The following is a 22,158-nucleotide window of genomic DNA, read 5'->3' as shown; positions in this document are numbered from 1 at the left end:
GCTCTGATCGAAAAAGCAGCCGAGCATGGCTCGGCTCCACAGGGGCTCCGCCATGCGCAACCTGTTGCTGCTGTTGCTGCTCTCGTGCACCACCGCGCAGGCGGCGCCGGTGCGGCTGTTCATCGCGGGCGATTCCACCGCCGCCGAGTACGGACCGGAACGTGCGCCGCAGGCGGGCTGGGGCCAGGCGCTGCAGAGCTACCTGGACCCGGCACGCTTCGAGGTACACAATCACGCCAAGGGCGGGCGCAGCACGCGCAGCTTCATCGACGAAGGCCGGCTGGAGGCGATCGCCCGCGAGCTGCGCCGCGGCGACGTGCTGCTGATCCAGTTCGGCCACAACGATGCGAAGTTCGAAGACCGCACGCGTTACACCGATCCGGACAGCGACTATCCGCGCCTGCTGATGCGCTACGTGCAGGTGGCGCGCGACCAGGGCGCCACGCCGGTGCTGGTCACGCCCGTGGCGCGGCTGCTGTATGACTTCGGATCGCTGCTGGATACGCATGCGCGCTACACGCTGGCGATGCAGCAGCTGGCGGCGCGCGAGCACGTCGCGCTGATCGAGCTCAACGATCACAGCACGCGTTGGATCCGTGCGCTGGGCGAGCAGGGTGCGCGGCCGTATTTCCTGTTCGTGCCCGAGCAGAACAAGGCCGACGGCACGCATTTCAGCGTGGCCGGTGCCAATGCGGTGGCCTGCCTGGTGCTGCGCGAGGCGGTGCCGCTGCTCCCGGCGCTGAAACCAGCGCTGGTGCGTGACATCGATTGCGATGTGATGGGCGCAGGGCAGGGCGCCGATGTGCAGCGGCCTTCCCAGGTGTTGCATGAAGACACGGTTGCCCGCATGCAGCCCGGCCCGCATGGCGGCGCAGGACCGACCACTGCGTACCCCTCCTTCGCCGACGCGACGGACCTTCCGTTCGTGCTGCGCAAGCGCGTGCTGCACAAGGGCGCCGGCATCGGCCTGCACCCGCAGCACAAGGATGAGATCTACTACATCGTGAGCGGGCAGGGCAGCTACGTGCTGGATGGCAAGCAGCACGACGTGCGTGCGGGCCACGCACTGCTGACCCGCACGGGCAGCACGCACGCGCTGCAGCAGGTGGGTGAGGAGGATCTGGTGGTGCTGCTGGCGTACCCACGGTGAACCTGTAGAGCCGAGCCGATGCTCGGCTGCTTTGCAACCGATTGACCGCAGCCGAGCATGGGCTCGGCTCTACACGGGCAGTGCCGAGCCCATGCTCGGCCCGGCCTTACAACGGCTCCGGGCCGAAGTGCTTCAGCCCCAGCCGCGCCAAGTCTTCCGGCCGCTCGAAATAGGCTTCGTCGAAGGCGTGCAGGGCGGCTTGCTCGTCCTCGGTCATCGCGCCGTACAGGTCGTGCAGCTGCTTGATCGCCGGGTCGTCCTGCAGCCGATCCAGCAGCCCGCGCATGCCGGCCAGGATCGCGTGGGTCTGCACCGCGCCCATCGCCTGCAGCGCACGCAGCGCCAGTTGGCAGGTCGGGTCGCCCCAGTTGCACAGGAACTGCATGAAGCCGCCGTTGTTGATGTCCGCTTCCATGCGCCACAGCGCCACCACCTGCTGGTCCTCATCGGACAGCGCATCCAGCGTCCACGCGGCCGCCTGCAGGCGCGCCAGCGCGGCCTCGTAGCGGTCATCCCACACCTGGTTGGGGATATCGACCACGCCTGTCTCGCTCGGCGGCAGCAGCGCCGGCCAGTTCACGCCCAGGCCATTGGCCGTGGCAACCCAGTGCGCGCGCTGTTCGGCCGTGGCTTCGAACAGCGCGGGCGCCCAGCGCAGTGGCTGGCGGGTGCGGCGGCCATCGGCCAGGGTCAGCAGGATGAAGTCGTCGTTGAAGGCGACGTCGGTTACGCGCAGCGAAGCAAATGCATCAGTCATGCCGAGCAGGATACCCGCGCGGCAGCGCGCATCACACGTCGCCGCCGTCCGCCCAACCTTCACCCGTACCGGCCTGGAACACGTGGTCGTCGGCCTGCAAGTCGCCGGCTGGCAGGTGCGCCTGGTCGGCCAGTGCGGCGTAGATCGGACTGAAGTCCGGCGATGTCGCCTGCATCAGCTGCTCGAAGCTGTCGATGACGAAGTAGGTCTTCTGGAAGGTATCGATGCGGTACTTCGTACGCATGATCCGCTGCAGGTCGAAGCCGATGCGGTTGGGCGCGGCCGATTCCAGCGAGTACAGCGATTCGCCCTTGGACGAGACGATGCCCGCGCCGTAGATGCGCAGGCCGTCGGCGGTGTCGATCAGGCCGAACTCCACCGTGTACCAGTACAGGCGGGTGAGGTTCTGCAGCGCGTCCGGGCCTATCGCGTGGGCTTTGACGCCGCCGCGGCCGTAGGCCTCCATGAAGTCGGCGAACACCGGGTTCATCAGCAGCGGCACGTGGCCGAACAGGTCGTGGAACAGGTCCGGTTCGGCGATGTAGTCGATCTGGTCCGGGCGGCGGATCCACCAGGTCACCGGGAAGCGGCGGTTGGCCAGGTGGTCGAAGAAATCCAGTTCCGGCAGCAGGCCTTCCACACCCACCAGGGTCCAGCCGGTGGCCGCGCCCAGCACTTCGTTGAGCTGGTCGAAGCGCGGGATCATGTGCGCGTTCATGCCCATCTCGTCCTGCGCGTCGAGGAACTCCTGGCAGGCGCGGCCGACCAGCAGCTCGCGCTGGCGCTGGTACAGCGTGCTCCAGGTGGCGTGGTCGTCGGCGGTGTAGGTCTCCCACGGCTGCTCGACGAGCGCGGTGGTGTACACCGGCACGTAGCCCTTGTCGGTCTGCTGGTGTTCGACGCGGCGGGGCTGGGCGAGGTCCATGGGGCACTCCTTGAAGGGATAGGACGATGCTATGGCAGGGCGCGCGCAACAGGGTTGCAAAAGTTGCGCGTAACGGGGCTTGTGGCGCAATATCCTTGCGTACTCACCGTGTTGCGGGGCAACAATGGCCGGAGAAGTCCAGTTCGATCGCACGGATATACGCCTGTTGGCCGAGATCCAGCGTGATGGTCGCGCCACCAACGCGGAGTTGGCGACGCGGGTGAACCTGTCGCCGTCGGCCTGCCTGCGCCGCCTGCAGCGGCTGGAAAGCGAAGGGGTGATCGTCGGCTACGGTGCGCGCCTGGAGCCGCGCCAGCTGCGCCTGGGCCTGCAGGCCTTCGTCCGCGTGCAGCTGGAAAAGCACGACCAGGCCGCCATCGGCCACTTCGTGGACAGCGTGCAGGGCTGGGATGAGGTGGTGGCCTGCCACGCCCTGACCGGCGACATGGACTACCTGCTGCACGTCTACGTGCGCGATCTTGAACACTTCTCGCGCTTCCTGCTGGACAAGCTGCTGAACGCGGGAGGCGTGGCCGATGCCAATTCCAGCTTCGTGCTGCGCACGGTGAAGGGCTTCCAGGCGCTGCCGCTGTCGCAGCTGGAATGAACGGCCCCCGCGATTTGACGGCGCCGGGCGGGTAGCCGAGCATCACCGCCCTGCGCGCGCCGCAGCGTTCCCTTCCGGTTCCAGGCATGTCCGAACTCCAGCACCCGGTGCTTACCACCACCTTCCTGCCGCTGCAGCGCAAGTCGCTGGCGCGCTACATCGCCCATGGCACGCCGCCGCAGACCGCGCTGGAACAGGCCGGGTTGATGGCTGCGCAGCTGTGCCGCGCGCGCCTGCACACACCCGCGGAAATCGAGCGCCTGCTGCACGAGGCCTGTGCGTTGTTTGCCAGCCATGACGGCGCGGCGGCGCAGCTTGCCGGCGCCGGCGGCGGTGGCCAACCGGAACTCGATGCCTGGCTGGCCGCGCTGGCCGCCCATGGCGTGCTGCTGGCCCCGGCGGAGATCCTGCAGGAGTTCATCGTGCAGTCGCCCAGCGGGTACCCCGGCCTGGCCCTGCAGCAGGCCTGCCAGGAAACCCTGGCCGAACATGAGATCCGTTTCCCGGCCGCGTTCGCCAGCGACGACGAGGACGACGACCAGGACGAGGCCGTTGCCAGCGACGCGCGTGCAGTCGAGCACCATGGCCTGTACACCTCCGAGCAGGCCCGCGTGCTGCGCGCGATCGCCGCCAATCCGGATGAGCTGATCGACCTCGATGGCTACGCCGGTACCGGCAAGGGCCACCTGGTGCTGGCGCTGATGGATGCGCGGCCGGGCCGCTACACCTACATCGCGCCGTCGCGCGGCCAGGTCGAAGCCTTCCGCGCCCGCCTGCCGGCCAGCACCGCGGTGCGCCTGCTGACCCAGATCGAATTCGCCAACCGCGTGGCCCGGCACGCCGCGCGCAACGGCCAGACCGACGGCTTCGTCGCCAGCTACCGGCGCAGCACCCGCACCCCGCGCGAGATCGCCGGCCGCATCGGCCTGCAGGGGATCGGCGGGCGCAGCCCGGAGCAGGTGCTGCTGACCGCCTTCGAGGCCATCAACCGCTGGTGCGCCTCGTCCGCACCGCGCATGGCGTTCCAGCATTTCGACCGGTCGGTGCCGGCCGCGATGCTCGACGTGGCGCCCTACCTGGCGGCGGCCGAGCACGTCTGGCGCAGCATGTTCGATGCCGAGCTGCAGCGGAGCACGCTGCTGAGCCTCAGCCCCGCGCACATCGGCAAATGGTTGGCACTGCGCGGCGTCACCCCGCCGCAGGACATGGGCATGCTGCTGGTGGACGAGGCGCACGACCTGAGTGCGTCGTGGAAGCAGCTGCTGGCCGGTCACGCCCCGGGTGTGGTCAGCCTCGGCGATCCGCACCAGTGCCTGTCCGGCACCGTGCCGCGCTGGGCCGCCTCGAAGGTGCTGGAAATGCACCAGTCAGTGCGCCAGGGCAACCAGGTCGATGGCCTGGTCAACCAGGCGTTGGCGCTGGACGGCCTGGGCCAGGACAGCGGTCCGTTCGTCGGTGCCGCCGATCGCGCCACCGGCGTGCTGCATTACCGCGACTGGTCGCAGGTGCCGGCCGAGGGCCTGCGCATCCACGGCAATGCCGCCGATCTGGCCCTGGATGCCGCCCGGCTGCACGCGCACGGGTTGCACCCCTACCTGCACCCGGCATCGCTGCGCGCGCTGCGCAGTGCGTTGCAGGGGCCGCTGGATGCATGGCGGCGGCACCGCGACGGCGCGTCGAACCCCGAATGGGAGCGCTCGCTGGCCGCGCAGGCCGGCGAAGGGCAGGGCGCGCTGCTGGAACTGTTCGCCTCCGCCGACCGCGTGCAGTCACTGCTGCAGGCGCTGGACGACCAGGACACGCCTGCGGAGGCGCGAGTAGTGCTGTGCCTGGCCGAACACGCGAAGAACCTGCAGTTCGACGTGGTTGCACTGTCGCCCAGCTGCTTCAGTGCAGGGCAGGGCAGTCGTATCTGGCACAACCCGGTGCGCGCGGCCTATCTGGCCATGACCCGCGCGCGGCGCCAGCTGCATGTGCCTGTCGATGGCATGGAACACCTGCAGCACACGGCCGCACTGCAGGAACAGGCGCGGCAGGCACGCAAGCGCGAGCGGCAGCACGCCAGCGGATACCGGCCTGCGCGCTAGGACACGATCAGGCGCCGCTCAGCAGCGGCGCGCCGCAACACTCAGCACTTGTCCTTGCGGCCCATCAGCTTGCCCAGACGCGAGGGCTCATCGCACTTCGGTGCCACCGGTGCGGCCGGTGCCAGTGCAGCGGCACGTGCCTTCTGCAGCTGCTGGATCTTCGCGCGGATCTGCGGCATTGCCGCCATCGCGGCCTTCTCGCCTTCGAGAATGGCGGTGCCGCGCTGGCTGAAATCGGCAGCGCCGATGTCCAGCACCTTCGGCCGGATGACGATGTCGGCGCGTGCCAGTTCCTGTTCGCCCAGGCGCTGGCCCATGATCGAGATCGACTGGTTGACGATGCCCAGCATGCCGGTCGGCGCCTTGCCGCTGGCCTTGCTGGAGATGTCCACGGCGATGACGAACTCGGCGCCCAGCTGGCGCGCGGCATCCACCGGCACCGGGCTGACCACGCCACCGTCGATGTAGTTGCGGCCACCGATCTTCACCGGCTCGAACACGCCGGGAATGCTGCTGGACGCGCGCACGGCCTGGCCGACGTTGCCGCGCACGAAGATCGCGCGCTCGCCGGTTTCCAGCTGGGTGGCGACCGCGGCGAACGGTTTCTTCAGCTTTTCGGCCGGGCGGTTGGCCACCTGTTCGTTGACGTAATCCTGCAGCTTCTGGCCCTGCACCAGGCCGCCGGAGAACAGGCGCACGTCGCGGATGCTGGCTTCATCCAGTGCCACGGCCCTGCTCTGCATCTGGAACGCGTCCATGCCGCTGGCATACAGCGCGCCGACCACGCTGCCGGCGCTGGTGCCCGACACCACCACCGGTTCGAAGCCGTTGGCTTCCAGCATCTTGATCACGCCGATGTGGGCAAAGCCCTTGGCCGCACCACCACCGAGGGCGATGCCGATCTTGATCGGCTTGGCCTGCGGCACCAGGGTCGGCTGCGGCGGCGGAGTGGGGCGGACCTCTTCGCCACCGCAACCGGCCAGCAGGCCGAGCAGGGCGACGGACAGCAGCACGCGGGGGCGGAAAAGGCTCATCGGCAATGCGCTCGGGGCGCCGGATTCAGGAAAGGGCGCCAGCATACCGAAGGATGCAAAATCCATGGGTAGCGCCGGGCCATGCCCGGCGGATGGTTCAGGTGCCGCTGTGCTCGCCGGGCATGGCCCGGCGCTACCGTGCGGGGTCAGAACCGGCTGTCGCCGCCCAGGAACCCGCTTTCGCCGCGGCGCTTGCCGCCACCCTGCGGCGCGGCCATCCACATGCGCCCGGCCAGGCGCGAGAACGGCAGCGACTGCAGCCAGACCTTGCCCGGCCCGGTCAGGGTGGCCAGGAACACGCCCTCGCCACCGAACAGCATGCTCTTGATGCCGCTGACCCGGCGCACGTCCATCTCCACCGTCGGGTGGTAGGCCACCACGCAGCCGGTATCCACGTCCAGGCGCTCGCCGGCAGCCAGCTCGCGCTCGATCACGCAACCGCCGGCATGGATGAAGACCCAGCCGTCGCCTTCCAGCTTCTGCATGACGAAGCCTTCGCCGCCGAACAGTCCGGTCATGATCCTGCGCTGGAACTGCACGCCGATGCGCACGCCGCGCGCGCCGGCCAGGAAGCTGTCCTTCTGGCAGATCAGGCGTCCGCCGTGCTGGTCCAGCTTCATCGGCAGCACCGTGCCGGGGTAGGGCGCGGCGAAGGCGACCTTGCCGCGGCCAGTGCCGGTCTGGGTGTAGACGGTGGCGAACAGGCTCTCGCCGGTCACCACGCGGCGGCCGGCGGCCATCACCTTGCCCATGAAGCCGCTGCTGGCCTGCGAGCCATCGCCGAACACGGTGTCCATCTGCACCGTGGATTCCTTGAACATCAGCGCACCGGCTTCGGCGATCGCGCTCTCGCCCGGGTCCAGGCCGATTTCCACGAACTGCATTTCATGGCCGACGATGCGGAAATCGATCGGATCGCCGTGGCCGCCGCTGCTGCTGACGGTTTCAGTCGCCGCTGGTGCGGCAGCGGGCAGGACCGGCGGTGCCGGGGCGGGTGCGGCAGGGGCCGCAGCGCCATGCAGAAGGTTGATTTCGGACACGGGTGCCCACCCTTCCATGCCCTGGCGCCAGGCCAGCGCGCGCGGGTTGGCCTGCGCAAAATGGCGCGCAGCGTCCTCGTCGAGTGGGCCGATCCGCTCGGCCTGGCCGGCGGCATGGAAGTACCACTGGGTCATCGCAGCAGCTCTTTGGCAAGGGGAAATACCGAGTCTAGCGGCCCGACGCGGGCCCTGCCGGTGAGGGGCCATGAACGATCGGCATTTGCGACGCAGGTGCTGTATTGCAACAATTATCTGGTAGCGCCGTTTCACCACCCCTCCAAACACAGCCTACCGCCATGTCTCCGACCCGCACTTTCCGTGGCCGCACTCCGGTCGCGCGTCCCCTCGTTGCCGCTCTTTCCGCCCTGCTGCCGCTGGTAGCAGCCGCCCAGGAAACCCCTGCTGCCAAGGATCCGGTTGCCCTCGATGCCCTCCAGGTCACCGCGCAGCGCCGCGTCGAGAACGCCAAGGACGTGCCGGTCGCGATCACCGCGATCCAGGGCGAGAAGCTGGATGTGCTCGGCTCCGCCGGCGACGACATCCGCTTCCTGTCCGCGCGCGTGCCGAGCCTGAACATCGAATCGTCGTACGGCCGTGCCTTCCCGCGCTTCTACATCCGCGGCCTGGGCAACACCGACTTCGATCTCAACGCTTCGCAGCCGGTGTCGCTGGTGTACGACGACGTGGTGCAGGAAAGCCCGCTGCTGAAGGGCTTCCCGCTGTTCGACCTGGCTGGCGTGGAAGTGCTGCGTGGCCCGCAGGGCACGCTGTTCGGCCGCAACACCCCGGCCGGCGTGGTGAAGTTCGATTCGGCCCGTCCTTCGCAGGACGCCGATGGCTACGTGAAGATGTCCTACGGCACGTATGACACCTGGAACGTACAGGGCGCCTACGGCGGGCCGCTGACCAGCCGCTGGTCGGCGCGCGTGTCGGCGCTGTACCAGCGCCGCGAGAACTACGTCGACAACACCGTCGCCAACGCGCCGAGCTCGGGCTTCGAAGGCTATGACGAGGCCGCTGGCCGCGTGCAGTTCCTGTACGAAGGTGACGACGTCGAAGCGCTGTTCAACCTGCACAAGCGCAAGCTCAACGGCACCGCGCGCCTGTTCCGCGCCAACATCATCCAGCCGGGTAGCAATGCGCTGGTCGAGAACTTCGACCGCGACAAGGTCTCCACCGACGGCCTGAACTTCTCCAACCTGGAAACCTGGGGCGGCAGCGCACGCATCAAGTGGGACCTGGGCCGTGTCACCCTGCACTCGATCACCGGCTATGAAACCGCCGAATCGCTGAACCACGGCGACGTCGATGGCGGCTATGGTGCTTCGTTCCTGGGCGCCGGCAACTACGGCCCGGGCAACATTCCGTTCCCGTCCGAATCGGCTGACGGCCTGCCGCATCACCGCCAGTGGACGCAGGAATTCCGCGTCGAGTCCAACGAGTGGGGCCGCTTCGACTGGCAGGCCGGCGTCTTCTACTTCGATGAAGACGTCACCATCGACAGCTTCAACTACGACTCGCTGACCCCGGGCAACCCGCAGACCGGCCACGCCGTGCAGAGCCAGCGCAACAAGGCCTGGGCCGCGTTCGCCTCGGGCGACCTGGACGTGACCGACCGCTTCAAGCTGCGTGCCGGCGTGCGTTACACCCAGGACAAGAAGGACTTCACCGCCAGCGTGCTGCAGGCCGTGCCGGGCGGTACGCCGGTCAGCGGCCCGTACCTGGCCAACAGCGATGTCGACGACGTCAGCTGGGACCTGAGCGGCGTCTACCAGATCACCGACAACATCAACGCCTATGCGCGCGTGGCCAAGGGCTTCCGTGCACCGTCGATCCAGGGCCGCCTGGCCTTCGGCGGCGTCACCCAGGCCGATTCGGAGAAGGTGATCTCGTATGAAGCCGGCATCAAGGCCGACCTGTTCGACCGTCGCGCACGCCTCGGCTTCAACGTGTTCCGCTACAACGTCGATGGCCAGCAGCTGATCGCCGTGGGTGGCAGCAACAACACCGCCACCCTGCTCAACGCCGACAAGACCATCGGCCAGGGCTTCGAGCTGGACTTCGAGGCGTACCTGACCGACCACGTGCTGATGACCCTGGGCAGCAGCTACAACGACACCGAGATCAAGGACAAGGATCTGGCCGTGGCGATCTGTGGCGGTGGCTGCACCATCACCGACCCGACCACCCTCATCAACGGTGGCACCTACGCGCTGGTCAACGGCAACCCGCTGCCGCAGGCGCCGAAGTGGATCCACAACCTGACCCTGCGTGCCGGCTTCCCGGTGAACGATGCCAGCGAGGTCTACGTCTACACCGACTGGGCGTACAAGAGTGCTGTGAACTTCTTCCTGTACGAGTCGCCGGAGTTCCGCAGCCGCAGCTCGCTGGAAGGTGGCCTGCGCGTGGGCTACAACTGGGATTACGGCCAGTACGACGTGGCCGTGTTCGGCCGCAACCTGACCAACCAGACCCGCGTGGTCGGTGCGATCGACTTCAACAACCTGACCGGCTTCCTCAACGAGCCGCGCACGTTCGGCGTCGAGTTCACCGCGAAGTTCTGATGCGGTTGCAGGCGTGATGCAATGAAGAAGGGCCGGCGAAATGCCGGCCCTTCTGTTTTCCTGGGCCGCCGGGGGGGGGGCGCGCCCGGCCCCACCCCCCGCGCGGGGGGGCGCGCGCGCGCCCGCCCCGCCCCCCGCCGCCGGGGGTGGCGGGGCGCCGCGCGCCCCCCGCCCCCCCCCCCCCCCCCCGGCGGGGGGCCGGGCGGGCCCGCCCCCGGCGAGCGCAGCGACGATGCTTTACAGCGCGCTTTCCGGCCGCACCTTCAGCACCGCTTCCTCGGCCGCGCAGTCGCGGCTGGAATGCAGGCCGGCCTTGCGTGCATCAGCAATCTCCTTGCGCGCCGCCAGCAGATCCTTGTTGAACGCCGCGTTGTCATGCAGGCGCGCCACCGCGGCGGCGCCCATGAAACGCCCTTCGAGGATGTCGCTCTGCCAGTGCACGTTGCACACCAGGCGGCTCTCGCCGTAGTTGCGGCCACGCGCCTGGATGGCATCGGCGCGGTCCGGCGCGATCTCCGAAAGGATCAGGGCCCAGGCCCAGCCGATGGAGGTGTGGCCCGAAGGGTAGGAGCCGTTCCTGCGCAGGCCGGCTTCATCGTCGGGCGTGCAGGTCGGCTCGCCGTTGACCATGAAGGGGCGCGGACGCTGGTACTGGTTCTTGGCGGCCTTGGTGGCCGCGCTGGCATCGATGCGGCTGCGCTCCAGCAGGCGGTACAGGGCGGGGGTCTTCACCGCGTCCACGTCGATGTCGGCGGCGCAGGAGAACTGGTTGGCACCCTCGGGGAAGCCGAGCTCGGCATCGCGGGTCGCCTGGCTGAAGCGCGGCGTGCCGCGCAGGGCGCGGGCTTCGCGACTGACCTGCTCATCCAGCGCGAAGCCGGCCGAACCGGCTGCCGGTGGCGCCGGCACCAGGGCGATGCTGGCCGGCACGGCGGCCTTGTCGAGGTAGCCCACCGCCTTGGTGGTGACGTTGGATTCCACCGCGGTCGGTGCGGTGGCGGTGGACGCGCAACCGGCCAGCGACAGGGCGATGGCCAAGCCGAGCAGGGGGCGGGCGGGGAGGGCAGGCAAAGACATGGGCAGGCTCGAGACAGGAAACACAGAGGCCATGATCGCAGCCCCTCCTGCCGCCCGCAGCGTCCATGGGTCATACGGCCAGACCCGGCATGGTGGCGTGCTCCGGTCACGATCCTGCAACAACAGCATCCAACGTCGCCAATCTCCCGAAAACGGGCGCAGCGCACGGACTTTCACGCACGTTCGCAGCGAGCATCGGCCCACAGCCGGGCCGGGGGGATCCGCTGACGAGGGAGAGATGCGATGCGCCGTACCGCAACAGGAAGTACCGCCCTGGCCCTGCTGCTGGGCCTGGCCTGCACCCCGGCGCAGGCCGCCGATGTCTACGGCGTGGCCTTCGTGCACGGCACCGGCGCACAGACCGATGCCACCCAGGACTACTGGCAGCCGGCGATCATCGACACCGTGCGCCAGGGCCTGCCGAACAGCAGCAACTACGTGGTCATCAACTGTGATTTCACCCAGTACATGTGGAAGCCTGAGGCCGCCGGCTGCCTGGCCAACCAGCTGACCCGCTTCATCGACAGCCGCGGCATCACCCAGCTGGTGGTCATCACCCATTCCAATGGCGGCAACGTGGTGCGCTGGATCCTGTCCAACCCCACCTACGACAGCCGCTACCCGAAGATCATCAGCACAGTGCGCAAGGTCACCGCGCTCGCGCCGTCCTCGGCGGGCACGCCGCTGGCCGATGCGGTGCTCAACGGCAACACCTTCGAAACCTCGCTGGGCTGGCTGCTGGGCTACAAGAGCGATGCCGTGCGCATGCAGCAGGTCGGCCACATGGCCACCTACAACGCGCAGAACCTGTACGGCACCGCCGGCCGCCCGGCGTTGCCCAAGCCCTTCCGCGCGGTGGTCGGCAGCGATGTCGAATCGGCCGTGTGGGACAGCAACAGCTACTGCGGTGGCTATGCGGCCAACGTAGGCCTGGAGTTCACCCAGAACTGGCTGTCGTCCTGCTCGGACGGTTTCCTGGAATGCAGCAGCCAGAAGGCGGCGGGCAGCCTGTGGTTCACCGACAAGGCGCGTACCCAGGGCGCCGAGCCGCTGAGCCATAACCAGAGCCGCCGCGAGTGCTTCGGCCTCGGCACGATCCTGCGCAATGACCTGACCCAGTGAGGGAGATGACCATGAAGATCCATTCCACCCAGCTGGCCGCAGCCGTACTGGCCGCACTTGCCGCCGCGCCGGTGCATGCCGCACAGGCGCTGCGTGCCGCCGCTGCCGGTGACCAGGTGCCCGCGGCACTGGTGGCCGCACCGCTGCCGGCCGATGACAGCGAGCGCGTGCCGCTGGCCTTCGCCTGGGCCCTGGACCCGGCGCAGCCGCTGCAGGCACCGGGCGCCTACGCGGCGGTCAGCCGCAGCTACTGGCAGCAGGTCGACGCCGCTGAACTGCAACGCGGCCTGGACCTGCCGCTGACCGCGCCGGATGCGGTGATCCAGGTCAGCCCGGGTGCCGGTGCCCGCGCGCTGCCCGCCGATGCCCTGCAGGTGCGCGATGCGGCCGGCCGCACCAGCGTGGCGCGCAGCGTCGATGCGCGGCAGCTGCACGCCGCGGGCATGGCGGTGAACGATGGCAGCAGCATGCTGCGCACCGGTGCCAGCAGCGCAGTGGGCGCCTACCGGCTGCAGAGCGCGCAGGCGCAGGGCCGCTACGTGGTGCAGGTGCTGGAACCCAACAGCCCGGTGCGGCTGGAGGTACAGGCCAACCCGGCGCAGGTGCTGGCCGGCGGCAGCGTGCAGCTGCAGGCACGCCTGCTGGAAGATGGTGCCAGCACCGCGACGCTGGCCACGCGCCGCGGCAGCCTGGGCGGTGAAGCCCTGCTGGTGGCGCCGGATGGCCGCAGCTGGCCGCAACGGCTGCGGCGCACCAGCGATGGCAGCCTGGGCGCGCAGGTGCGTATTCCGGCCGAAGCCAGCACGGCGCAGGGCCTGTGGGAACTGCAGGTGTTCACCCAGGCCGACGGCGTGCTGCGCGATGGCAAGGTGGCCTTCGCGGTGGCGCAGCCGACCGCGCGCTTCAGCGGCCAGGCCACGCCCGATGCCGCCAGCCGCCAGGTGAGCCTGCCGCTGCAGGTGGCCGCCGCGGGCCGTTACGAAGCGCGCGGCACGCTGTACGCCACTGGCGTCGATGGCCAGTTGAAGCCGGTGGCACAGGCACATGCAGCGGCGTGGTTCGAAGGTGCCGGCCGTGGCGTGCTGGTGCTGCCGTTCGACCAGGCCGCGCTGCCGGCCGGCTTCGGCGCACCGTATGAGCTGCGTGACCTGCAACTGCAGGACCAGAGCCGGATGGCCCCGATCGAATCGCGCGCGCTGGCGCTGCGGTTCTGAGTAAAGGCAGCGGGCCGGATACCCCGGCCCGCTGCGTTGCATGATGTAGAGCCGAGCCCATGCTCGGCTGCCGATTACCCCGCGTACGCGGTCAAGACCCCATTCTGTTCCACCACGCTGATCGCACCACCAAACACCGCCGACAGCGGCTCGTCGCGCAGCAGTTCTTCGCGGGTGCCGTCGGCCAGCACGCGGCCATCGCGCAGCAGCACCACGCGCTCGATCTCGGGAATCACTTCCTCGATATGGTGGGTCACCAGCACCAGGGTGATGCCCTGCTGGGCCAGCACGCGCATGGTCGCCACCAGCTGCTGCCGCGCCACCAGGTCCAGGCCGGTGGACGGCTCGTCCAGCAGCAGCGCCTGCGGCCGGTTGACCAGGGCACGGGCGATCAGCACGCGGCGGGTCTCGCCGGCCGACAGTTCCGCATAGGCGCGCTCGCGCAGGGCCAGCGCGCCGGTCATTGCCAGCGTCTCGCCCACCCGCGCCTGCATGTCCGCCGTCACCTCGCGGAACGCCGGCACCACATAGCTGGCGAAGAAGCCGGACAGCACCGCCTGTTCCACGGTCAGGCCCGGCCTGTCGGACAGGTTGCTGCTGAGGTCGCCGGTGACGATGCCCAGCTGCGAGCGCAGGCGATCAACCTGCCAGCGGTTCTGTCCCAGCACCTTCACCGCGACCCGGCCGTCGGCCAGGGCCAGCGGGTACAGCTCGCGGGTGATCAGCTTGATGAAGGTCGATTTGCCGCAGCCGTTCGGGCCCAGCAGCGCGGTGTGCTGGCCCTGCGCGATGCGCAGGCTGAGCCCGTGCAGGACCTTCACCTGTCCGCGGACCACGCTGGCCTGGTCCAGTTCGATCAGCGGAGGCAGCGCCCCGGTGGACGGGGCAGCGGTAACGGCATGGGCGCGCGGATCAAGGCTCGACAACTCAGGTCCCCAACTGTGAACGGTGGCACTTTATGACGGTGCACGAACACCGCCGCGAGGGTGCAGTTTGCAGCTTAAGCGCCCATCATGTCTGTCATCCCCGCGTCGATCTGGAGTGCCGCCATGCCCGATGCCCTGATCTCCCTGCTCACCGGTGGCGTGCTTGGCCTGGGCGGCTGGGCCATGCTGGCGGTGCTGCTGGTGTTCACCCAGCTCACCATCTTCTCGGTCACGCTCTACCTGCACCGCAGCCAGGCCCATCGCGGGGTCGATTTCCATCCCGCCGTCGCGCATGTGTTCCGCTTCTGGCTCTGGCTGACCACCTCGATGATCACCCGCGAGTGGGTGGCCATACACCGCAAGCACCACGCCAAGGTGGAAACCGAGGACGACCCCCACAGCCCGGTTACCCGTGGCATCGGCAAAGTGTTCTGGCATGGCGTGGAGCTGTACCGCGAAGCCCGCGGCATGCCTGCGGACATCGAACAGTACGGCCGCGGCACGCCGGACGACGCCATCGAGCGCCACCTGTACACCCCGCGCGCCACCCTCGGCCCGGTGCTGCTGCTGGTCATCAACAGCGTGCTGTTCGGCCTGCCCGGCGTGGCCCTGTGGGCGATCCAGATGGCCTGGATTCCGTTCTGGGCCGCGGGCGTGGTCAACGGCCTGGGCCACTGGTGGGGTTACCGCAACTACGAGTCGGCCGACACCTCCACCAACCTGACGCCGTGGGCGTTCTGGATCGGTGGCGAGGAACTGCACAACAACCACCATGCCTTCCCCAGCTCGGCGCGCTTTGCGATGCGCCGCTGGGAGTTCGACATCGGCTGGAGCGCGATCCGACTGCTGCAGGCGCTGCGACTGGCCAAGGTGCTGCGGGTGGCGCCGGCCATGGACGTGCGCCCGAACATCGCCGTGCCCGATGCCGAGACCCTGAAGGCGCTGCTGTCGCACCGCTTCCAGGCAATGACCGATTACCAGCGCAACGTGCTCATGCCGGCCCTGCGCGAAGAAGCCGCCCAGGCCGGGGCCAAGCTGCGTCGCCTGCTGCCGCGCCGCCTGCGCCGGGGCCTGGTCAACGATGGCCGCTGGCTGCAGCCGGACAGCCGCGCCCAGCTCAGCGAATGGGTCGCGCAGCGCCCGCGCATCCGCACCCTGGTCGAGTACCGCGCGCGCCTGGCCGCGCTGCTGGAAGCCCGCGGCCATGACGCCGCCGAGCGCCTGCGCCACCTGCAGGCGTGGTGCCACGAGGCCGAGGAAAGCGGCATTGCCGCCCTGCAGGCCTACGCCGCGCGGTTGAAGGGCTACACCCTGGTGGGCGTATGAGGCAGCTGCTGGTTCCGCTGCTGTGCCTGCTGCCGCTGGTCGCCTCCGCGCAGGTCACTGACACCGCCACCTACCTGCAGCGCATGGACAGCGACGGCGATGGCAAGGTGAGCGAAGCCGAGTACGTGCAGTGGATGCTGTATGCCTTCGACCACATGGACAGCAACGGCGATGGCGTGCTGACCGCCGACGAACTGCCCGGTGGCAAGGGCAGGCCGATCATCCGCGAGCAGCAGCGCCAGATGATCGTGCAGCGCTTCCACAAGCAGGATGCCAACGGCGATGGCTACCTGGATGCACGTGAACTTTCGGCGCCGCCGCGCTGAATCTGCAGTTCCGCGGTCGCGGGGGGGGCCCGCGGCGGGGCCGCCGCCGCCGCCCCGCGCGCACGAGCCGCCCCCGCCGCCCCCCCCCCCCCCCCCCCCCCCCCCCCCCCTTTTTTTTTTCGTCGTCGGCAGCGTCAGATGTGTATAAGAGACAGAAGTAGAAACCACCCGCCGCGGCCTGGCGCCGCATCTGCAAGGCCGCCGCGTCCATGGGGTGATCCTGCGCCGCGCCGACCTGCGCTGGCCGATTCCACCGCAAGTGGCCGATCTGCTGCCGGGGCAGCGCATCGACGCGGTGCACCGGCGGGCCAAGTACCTGCTGCTGGACACCGCCGTGGGCAGCGCCGTGCTGCACCTGGGCATGTCCGGCAGCTTGCGCGTGCTGCCGGGTGACACGCCGCTGCGAACGCACGACCACGTGGACATCAGCCTGGACAACGGCCGCCTGCTGCGTTTCAACGACCCGCGCCGCTTTGGCAGCCTGCTCTGGCAGCCGGCCGGCGAGGTGCACCCGCTGCTGCGGGGGCTGGGCCCGGAGCCGCTGGACGAGGCTTTCGATGGCGATTACCTGTTCGAGCGCAGTCGTGGCCGCAGCGCCCCGGTGAAGACTTTCCTGATGGACCAGGCGGTGGTGGTCGGGGTGGGCAACATCTACGCCGCCGAAAGCCTGTTCAAGGCCGGCATCAGCCCGCTGCGCGAGGCCGGCAAGGTCTCGCGCGAACGCTACCGGCGCCTGTCCCGCGAAGTGAAGGACACCCTCGGCTACGCCATCACCCGTGGCGGCACCACCCTGCGCGATTTCATCAGCCCCGATGGCGCCCCGGGCTACTTCGAGCAGGAGCTGCTGGTCTACGGCCGCGATGGCCTGCCTTGCCCGCAGTGCGGTCGCCCGCTCAAGCACGCAATGATCGGCCAGCGCGCCAGCGTGTGGTGCAGCCGCTGCCAGCGCTGAATCTCTTCATGCAGCGCACACCGGCAGCGTTATAGTCCGCTCAGCATCCGCTGCGGGGGGCGTTGCGATGGACGAAGGACCGGATATCACCGTCTGGCTGGACGCTGCGCGCGGCGGTGACCGCACGGCGCTGGACCGCGTGCTGACCGCGCTGTACCAGGAGCTGCACGGGATGGCCCGGCGCCAGCTGGCCGGCCAGCAGGGACGCACCCTGGACGCCACCTCGCTGGTGCACGAGTCCTACCTGAAACTGCTCGGCAGCCGCGGCGCGACGCGCTTCGAGGACCGCGCGCATTTCTTCGCCTATGCCGCCTCGGCCATGCGCAGCGTGGTGGTCGACTACGCGCGCAACCGGCTGGCGCGCAAGCGCGGCGGCGACCTGAAACGGGTGGCCGAAATTCCCGAGAACAGCAGCAGCGGCGTGCGCCTGGACGAGGACCTGCTGGCCCTGGACGTGGCCCTGGAGCGCCTGCAGGCCGTCGATGGGCACCTGGCGCGGGTGGTCGAGCTGCGCTACTTCGCCGGCCTGTCCGAACAGGAGATCGCCGAACTCAGCCAACGCTCGGAGCGCAGCATCCGCCGTGACTGGCAGAAGGCGCGGCTGTTCCTGCTGGCGGCGATGCGCGGCGACTGAGGCGCACAGGCCGACCATGGATGCCGCGCGCTGGCAGCTGCTTTCGTCCTGGCTGGACCAGCTGCTGGAGCTGGCCCCGGAGGCACGGCAGATGCGCCTGGAGCGTCTGGCCGAGCACGACCCGACCCTGGGCCGCGACCTGGAACACCTGCTGCTGCAGGAGGCCGACAGCCAGGAGTTCATGGCCCAGCCGCTGTGGACCGCGGCGCCACCCGGGCGCGCGGGCAGCCAAGTGGGCCCCTACCGCCTGCTGAGCCCGCTGGGCGAGGGCGGCATGGGCGAGGTCTGGCTGGCCGAGCGTTGTGATGGCCTGTACCAGCGCCAGGTGGCGCTGAAGCTGCTGCGCAGCGGCGTGGCCGATCCCGGGCTGCGCCAGCGCTTCGGCCGCGAACGGCAGATCCTCGCCCGGCTGCAGCACCCCCACCTGGCCCAGCTGTTGGATGCCGGCGTGGACCAGCATGGCCAGCCCTACCTGGCCCTGGACTACGTGGAAGGCGAGCCGATCAGCGATTACTGCCGACGCCTGGAACCGTCGCTGGAAACGCGCCTGCAGCTGATGCTGCAGGTCTGCGCGGTGGTCAGCCATGCCCACGCCAACCTGGTGGTGCACCGCGACCTCAAGCCTTCCAACATCCTGGTCCGCGCCGACGGCACGGTGAAGCTGCTGGATTTCGGCATCGCCGCGCTGCTCGACCACGACACCGCCGACGCCACCCAGCCGCCCACCGAAGTACGCGCGTTCACCCTGCACTACGCCGCGCCGGAACAGGTACGCGGCGAGGCGGTGACCACCCTCACCGACGTCTATTCGCTGGGCGTGGTGCTGTTTGAAGTGGTGACCGGGCACAAGCCCTACCGCCTGCGCCGGCACAGCGATGTCGAATGGGAGCGCTCGATCCTCGACGTGCAGGTGCCCCGTGCATCGTCACTGCTGCTGCGCCTGGCCGACCAGCCCGGCGCCGCGCGGCGTGCGCTGCAGCGTCAGGCCCGGCAGCTGCGTGGTGACCTCGACGTGCTGCTGGAAAAGGCCCTGCAGAAGGATCCCGTGCAGCGCTACGCCTCGGCCGAGGCGCTGGCCGGCGACCTGCAGCGCTATCTGCAGGGCCGGCCGATCCAGGCCCGGCCGCCCGGCGTGGGCTACCGCGTGAACAAATACATCGGCCGCCACCGCTGGGGCGTGGCGCTGGCCTCGGTGGCCGTGCTGGCCCTGCTCGGCACCACCTCCATCGCGCTGTGGCAGGCACGCCAGGCGCAGGTGGAAATGACCCGCGCGCAGGCCATGCAGGATTTCACCGTCAGCCTGTTCGACAAGGCGGCAAGCGAGCGCCACGGCCATTTCGACGTGCCGCAGCTGCTGGCCACCGGGCAGCAGCGTGGCGAGGCCGAACTGGCCGACCAGCCACTGGCGCTGGCCGCGCTGGAAGGGGTGATCGGCCGCCTGCGGATCGGCCTGGGGGATTACCAACTGGCCCTGCAGACCTTAGACCAGCAGCGCCGGCTGCTGCAGCAGGTGGACGACGTGCCGCCCGCCCTGCAGCTGGAAGCGGTGACCCAGCGTGGTCGCGCGCTGCGCATGCTGGGCCGCGACCGCGATTGCCTGGCGCACCTGCAGCCGCTGCAGCCGTTGGCGGCCCGCGAGGCCGATGCGTTACCGGCGACGGTGGCCGAATTCCACAGCCAGCTGGGCCGCTGCCAGGCCCAGCTGGGCAACGCGGACGACGCGCGTGCCTCGTTCGAACAAGCGCTCGCCCTGCGCCACCAGGGCATCGGCCAGCGCTTTGGTCGCGCCGAGTCACTCGCCGACCTCGCCGGGCTGGCTGCCGGCGCCGACCACCTGGCTGCCGCGCTGGCCGGTTACCGGCAGGCACTGGCCCTGCTGGACCAACCGGCCGATGGCCGTAGCCCGCAGGTGATTGGCCTGCACCGCCAGCTGGGCGAGGTACTCGCACGGCAGGGTCAGACCGAGGCGGCCGCCACCGAACTGGAACTGGCCTGGCAGGCGGCACAGGATGCCTGGGGCCCTCGCCATCCCGAGGCGCTGGTGGTGCGCCGTGCGCGCGCGATGCTGGCCCTGCAGCGAGGGCAGGGCCAGCAGGCCGGGCAGGAACTGCAGCAGGTCCAGGCACAGCTGCTTGCCGCGCTGGGTCCGGCCCACCGCGAGGTTGGCCAGGGTGAGTTCGCGCTGGGGCAATGGGCCAGCGATCACGGCGATGCTGCCCTGGCGGCCAGGCACTACGCGCGGGCGGTGGCGATCTGGCGTCAGCCCGACCATACGGCCCTGCTGCCGCAGGCGCTGCTGGCGCAGGCAGGCGCGCTGCAGCAGGCCGGCCAGCCGGACGCGGCACACGCGGCGCTGGCCGAAGCACGCCAGCTGTTGCTGGCCCAGCGCGGGGCACAGGCCCCGGCCCTGCGTGAGCTGGACGAGCGGCTGGCCGCGCTGGCGCAGGCTGAACCAGCCATACAGCCCTCCGCTGCCCGTTAACGTTTGTCTGCCTATGATGGCCGACCTTCCCCTTGCTTCCGCGCCTGCATGCAACGACGCGACTTCCTCCGCAATGCCTCCCTGGCCCTGGCCGCCTTCGGCCTGCCGACCCTGCCGGCCTGCGCGGCCGGCAAGAGTGGACAGCTCGGCCTGCGCCGGCTCGGCCAGCCGCAGCCGTTCGATTTCGCCACCCTGAAGGGCCAGGCCCGCGCGCTGGCGCAGGCGCCTTACCAGAGCCACAAGCGGGTGCTGCCCAAGCCGCTGGAAGCCTTGGACTGGGACCAGTACCAGTCGATTGGTTACCGCCAGGACCATGCGCTGTGGGCCGACCAGCCCGGCAAGTTCCAAGCGAAGTTCTTCCACCTGGGCCTGTACTTCCATTCGCCGGTGCGGATGTTCGACGTGGTCGATGGCAAGGCGCAGGAACTGGCCTACGACGGTGCGGCGTTCAACTACGGCAAGAGCGGCCTGAAGAACGGCGAGCTGCCGGCGGACCTGGGCTTTGCCGGTTTCCGCCTGAACACCCGCAAGGACACCGACCGCGACTTTGCTGCCTTCCTCGGTGCCAGCTACTTCCGCGCCGTCGGCAAGGAAGGCCAGTACGGCCAGTCCGCGCGTGCGCTGGCCATCGATACCGGCATGGGCAAGCCGGAGGAATTCCCCGATTTCATCGCGTACTACCTGGAGCAGCCTGCGGCCGACTCGGACACGATCGTGGTCTACGGCCTGCTGGATTCGCCCAGCGTGGCTGGCGCCTACCGCTTCGCCATCACCAATGGCGACGTGCTGCTGATGGACATCGACAGCGCGCTGTATCCGCGCAAGGCCATCGAACGCCTGGGCATCGCTCCGTGCACCAGCATGTACCAGGTGGGCGAGAACGACCGCCGCATGGGCTGGGACTGGCGCCCGGAAATCCACGACACCGATGGCCTGTCGATGTGGACCGGTGGCGGCGAATGGATCTGGCGTCCGCTGGTGAACCCGCGCAACCTGCGCTTCAACATGTTCGTCGACCGCAACCCGCGCGGCTTCGGCCTGCTGCAGCGTGACCGCAACTTCGACCATTACCAGGATGACGGCGTGTTCTACGAGAAGCGCCCGTGCCTGTGGGTGGAACCGAAGGGCGAGTGGGGCGATGGCTCGGTGCAGCTGGTGGAGATTCCCACCGTGGACGAGACCTTCGACAACATCGTGGCGTTCTGGAACCCGAAGGAAAAGCCGCAGCCGGGCCAGGAACTGCTGGTCGGCTACCGCCTGTTCTGGGGTGCCGAACCGCCGGCCCGCACACCGCTGGCGCACTGCGTGGCGACCCACACCGGGCTGGGTGGCGTGGTGGGCAAGAAGCGCGAGTACTTCAGCTGGCGCTTCGCGGTGGATTTCGAAGGCGGCGAGCTGGCCAGCCTGATCGACAAGGGCGAGGTGGAGGCGGTGGTGGAAGCCAGCCGCGGCCGGGTGGAGATCGTGTCGGCGCGGCCGCTGCGCGAGATCAAGGGCTACCGCGCGATGTTCGACCTGGTGCCACCGGAGGGCAGTACCGAGCAGATCGACATCCGCCTGTACCTGCGCAGTGGTGGCAAGCCGCTCACCGAGACCTGGCTGTACCAGTACACCCCGCCGCCGGCCGGCGCGCCGGAGCGCACGCTTTACTGAGTGGTTTGGGATTGCAGGGCTTGCAGCCCTGCACCCGCTCCAAGCCACGGCAACGTCAACTTCAAAAGCTGGCATTCCGTGGGATGGCGGGTGGGTCCGGTTGAGGGGGACGCCGTAAACCCGTCCATGGGGGCCTGGTCGCGGCATCCATGCCGCTCACACCCCCTCAACCGGACCTACCCCGCCTTCGACAGTTTCCCGCGATCTGTCGGAACAGCGCATTGCTCTGGTGGGTGCCGACCGTTGGTCGGCACGGAGTCGGATATCGATATCTGACGGATG

The 22,158-nt window shown here is 69.3% G+C and carries 17 protein-coding genes and 1 pseudogene; 12 read left to right on the top strand and 6 right to left on the bottom strand.

Annotated features, from left to right (window positions below):
• The first annotated feature begins 52 nt into the window (after positions 1–52).
• Positions 53–1,150: a GDSL-type esterase/lipase family protein gene (locus AC1VXD_RS01780; protein ID WP_482990559.1), complete on the top strand. Its 1,098-nt coding sequence runs from the start codon at positions 53–55 to the stop codon at positions 1,148–1,150.
• Between the two features lie 106 nt (positions 1,151–1,256).
• Here AC1VXD_RS01780 and AC1VXD_RS01775 read toward each other — a convergent pair whose 3' ends face one another.
• Positions 1,257–1,907 carry a DMP19 family protein gene (locus AC1VXD_RS01775; protein WP_482990558.1) on the bottom strand — a complete coding sequence of 217 codons (651 nt, stop codon included), beginning with the start codon at positions 1,905–1,907 and terminating at the stop codon, positions 1,257–1,259.
• A gap of 31 nt (positions 1,908–1,938) precedes the next feature.
• Positions 1,939–2,832: a phenylalanine 4-monooxygenase gene (gene phhA / locus AC1VXD_RS01770; RefSeq protein WP_482990557.1), complete on the bottom strand. Its 894-nt coding sequence runs from the start codon at positions 2,830–2,832 to the stop codon at positions 1,939–1,941.
• Positions 2,833–2,956: 124 nt separating this feature from the next.
• Here phhA and AC1VXD_RS01765 point away from each other — a divergent pair, with 124 nt between their 5' ends.
• Both AC1VXD_RS01765 and AC1VXD_RS01760 read left to right on the top strand, forming a co-directional pair.
• Complete coding sequence (locus AC1VXD_RS01765) at positions 2,957–3,439, top strand: Lrp/AsnC family transcriptional regulator (RefSeq protein WP_116864382.1); 483 nt, start codon at positions 2,957–2,959, stop codon at positions 3,437–3,439.
• 86 nt (positions 3,440–3,525) lie between these two features.
• On the top strand, positions 3,526–5,526 hold the full coding sequence (locus tag AC1VXD_RS01760) for a hypothetical protein (RefSeq protein WP_482990556.1): 2,001 nt from the start codon (positions 3,526–3,528) through the stop codon (positions 5,524–5,526).
• A 41-nt stretch (positions 5,527–5,567) separates the two neighbouring features.
• On the opposite strand, the gene AC1VXD_RS01755 is transcribed toward AC1VXD_RS01760, so the two are convergent.
• Positions 5,568–6,560 (bottom strand): patatin-like phospholipase family protein, encoded by a 993-nt coding sequence (locus AC1VXD_RS01755; protein WP_482990555.1) that lies wholly within the window; start codon positions 6,558–6,560, stop codon positions 5,568–5,570.
• 146 nt (positions 6,561–6,706) lie between these two features.
• Positions 6,707–7,735, bottom strand: a complete 1,029-nt coding sequence (locus AC1VXD_RS01750) for a TIGR00266 family protein (protein ID WP_482990554.1) — start codon at positions 7,733–7,735, stop codon at positions 6,707–6,709.
• 161 nt (positions 7,736–7,896) lie between these two features.
• Here AC1VXD_RS01750 and AC1VXD_RS01745 point away from each other — a divergent pair, with 161 nt between their 5' ends.
• Positions 7,897–10,164: a TonB-dependent receptor gene (locus tag AC1VXD_RS01745; RefSeq protein ID WP_482990553.1), complete on the top strand. Its 2,268-nt coding sequence runs from the start codon at positions 7,897–7,899 to the stop codon at positions 10,162–10,164.
• Between the two features lie 237 nt (positions 10,165–10,401).
• Here the strand turns inward: AC1VXD_RS01745 and AC1VXD_RS01740 are convergent, their stop codons facing one another.
• Entirely contained in the window at positions 10,402–11,241 is an 840-nt protein-coding gene (locus AC1VXD_RS01740; protein ID WP_482990552.1) for an acid phosphatase, read from the bottom strand.
• Positions 11,242–11,484: 243 nt separating this feature from the next.
• On the opposite strand from AC1VXD_RS01740, the gene AC1VXD_RS01735 reads away from it, so the two are divergent.
• Complete coding sequence (locus AC1VXD_RS01735; protein ID WP_482990551.1) at positions 11,485–12,363, top strand: esterase/lipase family protein; 879 nt, start codon at positions 11,485–11,487, stop codon at positions 12,361–12,363.
• 11 nt (positions 12,364–12,374) lie between these two features.
• Positions 12,375–13,577, top strand: coding sequence for a DUF4785 domain-containing protein (locus AC1VXD_RS01730; protein WP_482990550.1), 1,203 nt, complete (start codon positions 12,375–12,377; stop codon positions 13,575–13,577).
• A gap of 74 nt (positions 13,578–13,651) precedes the next feature.
• Here the strand turns inward: AC1VXD_RS01730 and AC1VXD_RS01725 are convergent, their stop codons facing one another.
• Entirely contained in the window at positions 13,652–14,437 is a 786-nt protein-coding gene (locus AC1VXD_RS01725; protein WP_482990641.1) for an ABC transporter ATP-binding protein, read from the bottom strand.
• A gap of 189 nt (positions 14,438–14,626) precedes the next feature.
• Here AC1VXD_RS01725 and AC1VXD_RS01720 point away from each other — a divergent pair, with 189 nt between their 5' ends.
• The 6 genes and pseudogenes from AC1VXD_RS01720 (at position 14,627) to AC1VXD_RS01695 (ending at position 21,876) form a co-directional block, all read left to right on the top strand.
• Complete coding sequence (locus AC1VXD_RS01720) at positions 14,627–15,829, top strand: DesA family fatty acid desaturase (protein ID WP_482990640.1); 1,203 nt, start codon at positions 14,627–14,629, stop codon at positions 15,827–15,829.
• Complete coding sequence (locus tag AC1VXD_RS01715; protein WP_482990549.1) at positions 15,826–16,155, top strand: EF-hand domain-containing protein; 330 nt, start codon at positions 15,826–15,828, stop codon at positions 16,153–16,155. Before AC1VXD_RS01720 ends, AC1VXD_RS01715 begins: the two co-directional genes overlap by 4 nt.
• 154 nt (positions 16,156–16,309) lie before the next feature.
• A pseudogene (gene mutM, locus AC1VXD_RS01710) lies at positions 16,310–17,107 on the top strand (bifunctional DNA-formamidopyrimidine glycosylase/DNA-(apurinic or apyrimidinic site) lyase); the annotation flags it as partial.
• A gap of 67 nt (positions 17,108–17,174) precedes the next feature.
• On the top strand, positions 17,175–17,741 hold the full coding sequence (locus AC1VXD_RS01705) for an ECF-type sigma factor (RefSeq protein WP_482990548.1): 567 nt from the start codon (positions 17,175–17,177) through the stop codon (positions 17,739–17,741).
• Positions 17,742–17,757: 16 nt separating this feature from the next.
• Entirely contained in the window at positions 17,758–20,223 is a 2,466-nt protein-coding gene (locus AC1VXD_RS01700) for a serine/threonine-protein kinase (RefSeq protein ID WP_482990547.1), read from the top strand.
• 48 nt (positions 20,224–20,271) lie between these two features.
• Positions 20,272–21,876, top strand: a complete 1,605-nt coding sequence (locus AC1VXD_RS01695; RefSeq protein WP_482990546.1) for an OpgD/OpgG family glucan biosynthesis protein — start codon at positions 20,272–20,274, stop codon at positions 21,874–21,876.
• Positions 21,877–22,158 lie beyond the last annotated feature (282 nt).

It is taken from the genome of Stenotrophomonas sp. STEN054 (assembly GCF_056854535.1).
Note: the sequence above shows the minus strand (reverse complement) of the source record. Positions and strands in the feature narration are given on the sequence as shown.